We start from the raw sequence: 544 nt of genomic DNA on the forward strand, positions 1-544 counted from the left end.
CCGCCGTGGAGCAGGAGCAGAACGCTCTGTCCGAGTTCATCTACCAGAACGTCAACAACGGCGTGTATCGCGCCGGCTTCGCCAGCACCCAGAGCGCCTACGAACGGGCCTTCCGGGAGCTGTTCAATGCGCTCGACCAGCTGGACGAGCACCTGGGCAACCAGAGGTTCCTCTTCGGGCCCAAGTTCGTGGAAACTGACTGGCGTCTTTTCTGCACCCTGATCCGCTTCGACGCCGTGTATCACGGGCATTTCAAGTGCAACCTGCGGCTCATCCGGAACTACCGCCACCTGTCAGGCTATCTCCGGGATCTGTATCAACAGCCGGGCATCGCCGACACGGTGAACTTTGATCACATCAAGCGGCACTACTACATCACCCACGACGACATCAATCCCACCCGCATCGTGCCGCGTGGCCCGGACCTGGCGTGGCTCGATGAGCCACCCGGTCGGGCCTGACGAGTTCAGGAGTTCAAGGCAACAACAGCACGCTCAGTGCAGAAAGTGCTGCGTGACGGACTCGTGGACTTCGCTCTCCGCGT

At 61.0% G+C, this 544-nt stretch carries 1 protein-coding gene; it reads left to right on the forward strand.

Annotation, left to right across the window (positions count from 1 at the left end; genetic code table 11):
- The coding region (locus BV106_RS30000) for a glutathione S-transferase C-terminal domain-containing protein (protein WP_038171040.1) at window positions 1–461 on the forward strand (461 nt) is incomplete at its 5' end.
- Window positions 462–544 lie beyond the last annotated feature (83 nt).

It is taken from the genome of Verrucomicrobium sp. BvORR106, from assembly GCF_000739655.1.
In the GTDB taxonomy this organism is placed as follows: Bacteria; Verrucomicrobiota; Verrucomicrobiia; order Verrucomicrobiales; family Verrucomicrobiaceae; genus Verrucomicrobium.